Raw genomic sequence first — 5,536 nt, 5'->3', positions numbered from 1 at the left:
CTGCTCTCCGGCGGGCTGGTCTCCAAGGCCATGCTCGTCAGTGTCGGCGTCACCGTCGTCGGCACGGCCCTGTCGCTGCTCAGCTCCATCTCGCTGGCGTACGGGCTCAGCCGTCCCGGGTCCTTCGGGCACAAGCCCGTCCTGATCCTGCTGCTGATGTCGATGCTGTTCGTGCCGGGCGTCATCCCGAGCTACCTGATGGTCAAGCAGCTGGGCATGATCAACAGTTACTGGTCGCTGATCCTGCCGACCATGATCAACGCGTTCAACGTGATCGTGCTGCGCTCCTTCTTCATGGGCATCCCCCGGGAGCTCATCGACTCGGCCCGCATCGACGGCGCCTCCGAACTGTCGATCCTCACCCGGATCGTGCTCCCCCTGTCCAAGGCGTCGGTCGCCGTCATCGGCCTGTTCTACGCCGTGACGTACTGGAACGCCTTCTTCAACGCGCTGCTCTACATCTACGACGCCGCCAAGTGGCCGATGCAGATGGTGCTGCGCACCTACGTCGTCAACAACGCGGCCCTCAGCGGCGGTCAGGTCGATGTCGCGGCCGGCGTGCCCCTGCCCCCCGCACAGTCGCTGCAGGCGGCCATCCTCGTCCTCTCGATCGTGCCCATCGTGATCGTCTACCCCTTCCTTCAGCGGCACATGAACAAGGGCGTGATGGTCGGAGCGGTGAAGGGATAACTGTGATGAAGCCATCCATGAGCCGCCGCGGCTTTCTCGCCTCGGCCACCGGAGTCGCGGCCGGGCTCGCCCTGACCGGATGCGGCGACTACGAGCCGGTCTCGGCCCGTGCCGCCAACGCCGCCGCGCCGCTGCCCACGTACCTCCCCTACCAGGGCGTGAAGACGGCGATGCCCGCCACGGCGGACGGCGTCTCGGTCGGCTACGACCACTACCCCGCCGAGCCCGTCACGGCCTTCCCGGACGGCCCGCCCGCGAAGGGCCCCGGCATCGACATCATGACGCTGATCTTCAACCCCGTGCCGCCGCCGGTGCAGAGCAACACCATGTGGCAGGCGCTCAACCGGCACGTCGGCTGCGACCTCAACTTCGAGATCACGCCGGTCGGCGACTACCCCAACAAGTTCGCCGTGACGCTCGCCGGCGGCGACCTGCCGGACGCCATGCTGATGCTGCCGCCGAAGGACAATGCCGCGGCGACACCGGGCATGCTCGACGCTCTCTTCGAGGACCTCACCCCGCACCTGTCCGGCGACAGCATCCGCGACTACCCCTACCTCGCGAACATCCCGTCGGCGTCCTGGGGGCCCTGCGTCCTCAACGGCGGCATCTACGGGATCCCGATGCCGCGGCCGGTCTCCGGGGGCCCGGTCTTCACCCGCCGCGACCTGATGGCCGAGCGGGGCGTCGACCCGGACCCGAAGAACTGGAAGGAGTTCTTCCAGCTGTGCAAGGACGTCACCGACCACAAGAGAAGCCAGTACGCGATGGGCGACCCCATCACCGCGTTCGACACGACGATGCAGATGCTCGGGGGACCGAACAAGTGGCGTGAGGAGAACGGCCGGTTCACCTTCTGGCTGGAGAGCGAGGAGGCCAAGCAGGCCATGGATGCGGTCCTGCGGATGACCAGGGCCGGTGTCATGCACCCGGACGCCTACACCGTCGTCGGCAAGGTCAAGGAGTGGTTCGGCACCGGCCGCCTCGTCATCAACCCCGACGGGGCCGCGGCCTGGAACGACTACTACACGACGTACGGCCCGACCGCGAAGGGCTTCGACCTCGGCTATCTGATGCCGCCCGCCTGGGACGGCGGCAAGGGCACGTACTGGTCGGGCCAGTCCTACTACGGCATCCTCATCATCAAGAAGGCGCCCAAGCCCCGGATCAAGCAGATCCTGCGCGCGATGAACGCCCTCGCCGCGCCCTTCGGCACGGACAGCTACCTGCTGCGCAAGTACGGCGTCCGCGGCCCCGACCACACCGTCAAGGGCACCGACCCGATCCTGACACCGAAGGGCACCTCCGAGGTCACGCTGCCGACGACCTTCGCCACGGACGCGCCCTTCACGCTGTACTACCCGGCCGAGCCCGACATCGTGCGGACCCAGTACGCCTTCCAGAAGGACGCCGTCGAGCGCGTCGTCCGCAACCCGACCGAGACCCTCTACTCCCCCACCAACGCACAGAAGTCCGCGCTGCTGCAGAAGACCCTGGACGACACCCGCAAGGGCATCATGCAGGGCCGTGTCCCCCTCAAGGAGTGGGACGGCGTCATGCGCACCTGGCGCAAGGAGGCGGGCGACCGGATCCGCGCCGAGTTCGAGAAGGCATGGGAGACCCGCCACTGATGCACCACCGCACACCCGCCGAGGACAGGGCCCACTGGGAGCGCACGGCCGACGCCCTGCTGCTCGCCGTCCGTCCGTACGCGACCGAGGGCCACGGCCTGGTCCACCTGCCCGGCACACCGAGCCACAACGGTGTGCTCAGCGACGGACTCGAGGGCTTCGCCCGCACGTTCCTGGCGGCCGCGTTCCGGCTGGCGGGGGCGGCGGGCGCGGACCCGCACGACCTCGCGGGCTGGTACGCGGCCGGTCTCGCCGCCGGCACCGACCCCCGGCATCCCGACCGCTGGCCGTCCTTCACCGAGTGCAACCAGGCGAAGGTGGAGGCCGCGTCGATCGCGCTCGCCCTGCACGAGACCCGCCCGTGGATCTGGGACCGGCTGGACCCAGCGGTCCGGCAGCGGGTCCTCGACTGGTTCGCGCCGATGGTCGCCACCCTGATGCCCGGGAACAACTGGATCTGGTTCCAGGGCGTCACCGAGGCCTTCGCCCGCACCGCAGGCGGCGCATGGCAGCAGCAGGACCTCGACCGGACGATCGCCCTCACCGACGGGTGGTACGCGGGCGACGGCTGGTACTCCGACGGCCTGACCGGCGCCGGGCACCGCAACTTCGACCACTACAACGGGTGGGCGATGCACCTGTACCCCCTGTGGTTCTGCCGGATTCTCGGCGACGCGGCGCCCGCCGGGCTCCTCGACCGCTACCGGGACCGGCTCCGTCGGTTCCTCGAGGACCAGCGGGTCCTCGTCGGGGCCAACGGCTCCCCGCTGATCCAGGGACGCTCGCTCACCTACCGGCACGCGGCCCTCGCCTCCGTGTGGACGGGCGCCCTGTTCGACGCGACACCGCTGGCGCCGGGCGAGACGCGCGCGCTCGCCACCCGCGTGCACGACCACTTCCACGGGCACGGGGCGGTCGACGCGCAGGGCCTGCTCACGCTCGGCTGGCACCGGCCCTTCCGCGGCATCCTGCAGAGTTACTCGGGGCCCGCGTCCCCGTACTGGGCGAGCAAGGGATTCATCGGCCTCGCCCTGCCGCCGGACCATCCGGTGTGGACGGAGCCCGCGGCGCCGCTCGCCGTCGAACGGGCCGACGTCGTACGGGCGCTGACGGCGCCCGGCTGGCTCGTCTCCACCACCGCCGCCGACGGCGTCGTCCGCGTCGTGAACCACGGCGGCGACCACGCCGACCCGGGCCGCCCGCACGCCGACGACCCGTCGTACGCGCGCTTCGCCTACTCGACGCACACCGCGCCCGAGACCCCCGGTGACCCGACCGTCCCCGGCGGCAGCGCCGACGCGGATCCGGTCGACAACGCGGTCGTGCTGCTGGACGCGGAGGGGCGCGCCTCGCACCGGCGCCCCGCCACCCGGATCTCCCTCGACGGTGCGACCGCCGTCTCGCGCTCGCGCGCGCACTGGCTCCCCGACGCCACCTGGGACGTCTTCGGCGGCCCCGACGCCCCGTACACGCTCGGGCCGTGGATCACCGTCGGCTCGGCGCTGCGCGGTTCCGTCGAGGTCAGGGCCGTACGCGTCGACGGCGATCGAGGTGACGGACACGTCCTGCGGATCGGCGGCTGGGCGCTCGCGGTCGACACGCTGCCGCCGGACGGCTCCGGTGCCCGGGTCGCGGGATCCGACGGTCTGGTCTCGCTCGTCACCGGGGTGCGCGGGCTCCCCCGCACCGGCGTCGTCCCCGGGCACGACAGCAACGCCCTCGGTCCGCTGTCCGCGACGCCGGTCGTGCAGAGCGCGGGTCCCGTGGCCCACGGCACCCTGCACGTCGCCCTCGTCCATCTCGGCGCCGCCGACCCCGCCACCCTGCCCGGCGTCACCGCACGCACCGAAGGCACCACGCTCGCCGCCGACGTCACCTGGGCGGACGGCACGCGGGACACCATCCGTCTGCCCGCCCCCGATCCCGACGCCCACGACCCCTGGAAGGACCAGCCCCGTGCATGACGACCGCCGGATCATCGAGGACCGGATCCGCAGACTGCTCGACCGGGTCGTCCGCCCCGCCCTCTACAGCGCCGCCCGTCCGCTCGACCTCAGCGCCTGGTTCGTGGACGGCGAACCCGTCCCCGTGTCCGACGCGCTGAGCGCCCTGTACGAGCCCTTCCGGATCGGCTCGACGTGGGGCGCGCCCTGGTGCACCACCTGGATGCGAGCGCGCGCCGAGATCCCCGCCGACTGGGCGGGGCGCCGCGTCGAAGCCGTCTTCGACCTGGACTTCGACCTCACCAAGGGGCCCGGCGGCCAGGCGGAAGGCCTGGTGCACGACGCACACGGCGCGCCGCTCCAGGGCCTGCACCCGTACAACCGCAGCGTGCTCCTCACCCCGTCCGCCACCGGCGGGGACCGCGTCGACCTCCTGATCGAGCTCGCGGCGAACCCGCCGATCACGGGCAGCGCAGGCGTCAACACCCATTACGGCTCGCGGGAGACGGCCGGCGCCGGGCATCTCTACCGTCTCCAGCAGGCCGAGATCGCCGTGCGTGAGGACGACGTCTGGCACCTGGTGCACGACATCGAGGTCCTGGACGAGCTGATGCACGAACTCCCGCTCGGTACCGGCCGCCGCATGGAGATCCTGCACGCCCTGCGGCGCGCCGCCGACGCCGTCGACCCGGCCGACGTGCCCGGCACCGCGGCGGCGGCCCGTGCCCGGCTGGCCGCCGTGCTCGCCCGGCCGGCCCACGCGTCCGCGCACAGACTCTCCGCCGTCGGACACGCGCACATCGACTCGGCCTGGCTGTGGCCGGTGCGCGAGACGGTCCGCAAGTGCGCCCGCACCTTCACGAACATGACCACGCTCGCCCAGGAGTATCCCGAGCTGGTCTTCGCCTGCTCCTCGGCCCAGCAGTACGCGTGGATGCGCGAGCGGCACCCCGAGGTCTTCGCGCGGATGAAGAAGGCGGCCGCGGACGGCAACTGGGCGCCGGTCGGCGGGATGTGGGTCGAGGCCGACGGCAATCTTCCGGGCGGCGAGGCCCTGGCGCGCCAACTGGTGTACGGGCGGCGCTTCTTCGCCGAGGAGTTCGGCATCGAGCAGAAGGGCGTGTGGCTGCCGGACTCCTTCGGGTACACGGCCGCGTATCCCCAACTGGCCCGGCTCGCCGGGGCGGAGTGGTTCCTGACCCAGAAGCTCTCCTGGAACGAGACGAACAAGCTGCCGCACCACACGTTCGACTGGGAGGGCATCGACGGCAC

3 protein-coding genes and 1 pseudogene are annotated in these 5,536 nt (G+C 71.5%); all 4 read left to right on the top strand.

The features are described from left to right. Positions 1–690, top strand: a 690-nt coding sequence (locus GTW43_RS13645; protein ID WP_161301939.1) for a carbohydrate ABC transporter permease, incomplete at its 5' end; no start/stop codon positions are given. 5 nt (positions 691–695) lie between these two features. Next, positions 696–2,321: a substrate-binding domain-containing protein gene (locus tag GTW43_RS13640; protein WP_161301937.1), complete on the top strand. Its 1,626-nt coding sequence runs from the start codon at positions 696–698 to the stop codon at positions 2,319–2,321. After that, complete coding sequence (locus tag GTW43_RS13635; RefSeq protein ID WP_237536580.1) at positions 2,303–4,285, top strand: DUF2264 domain-containing protein; 1,983 nt, start codon at positions 2,303–2,305, stop codon at positions 4,283–4,285. Before GTW43_RS13640 ends, GTW43_RS13635 begins: the two co-directional genes overlap by 19 nt. Then, a pseudogene (locus GTW43_RS13630) lies at positions 4,278–5,536 on the top strand (alpha-mannosidase); the annotation flags it as partial. The gene GTW43_RS13635 and the pseudogene GTW43_RS13630, both read left to right, overlap by 8 nt.

The sequence above is a fragment of the Streptomyces sp. SID5785 genome (assembly GCF_009870065.1).
Classification (GTDB): Bacteria; Actinomycetota; Actinomycetes; order Streptomycetales; family Streptomycetaceae; genus Streptomyces.
Note: the sequence above shows the minus strand (reverse complement) of the source record. Positions and strands in the feature narration are given on the sequence as shown.

What these genes read in the sequence shown, in the direction of transcription:
- GTW43_RS13640 (WP_161301937.1), top strand. Translation starts at nt 696, where the DNA reads ATGAAGCCATCCATGAGCCGCCGCGGCTTTCTCGCCTCGGCCACCGGA.
- GTW43_RS13635 (WP_237536580.1), top strand. Translation starts at nt 2,303, where the DNA reads ATGGGAGACCCGCCACTGATGCACCACCGCACACCCGCCGAGGACAGG.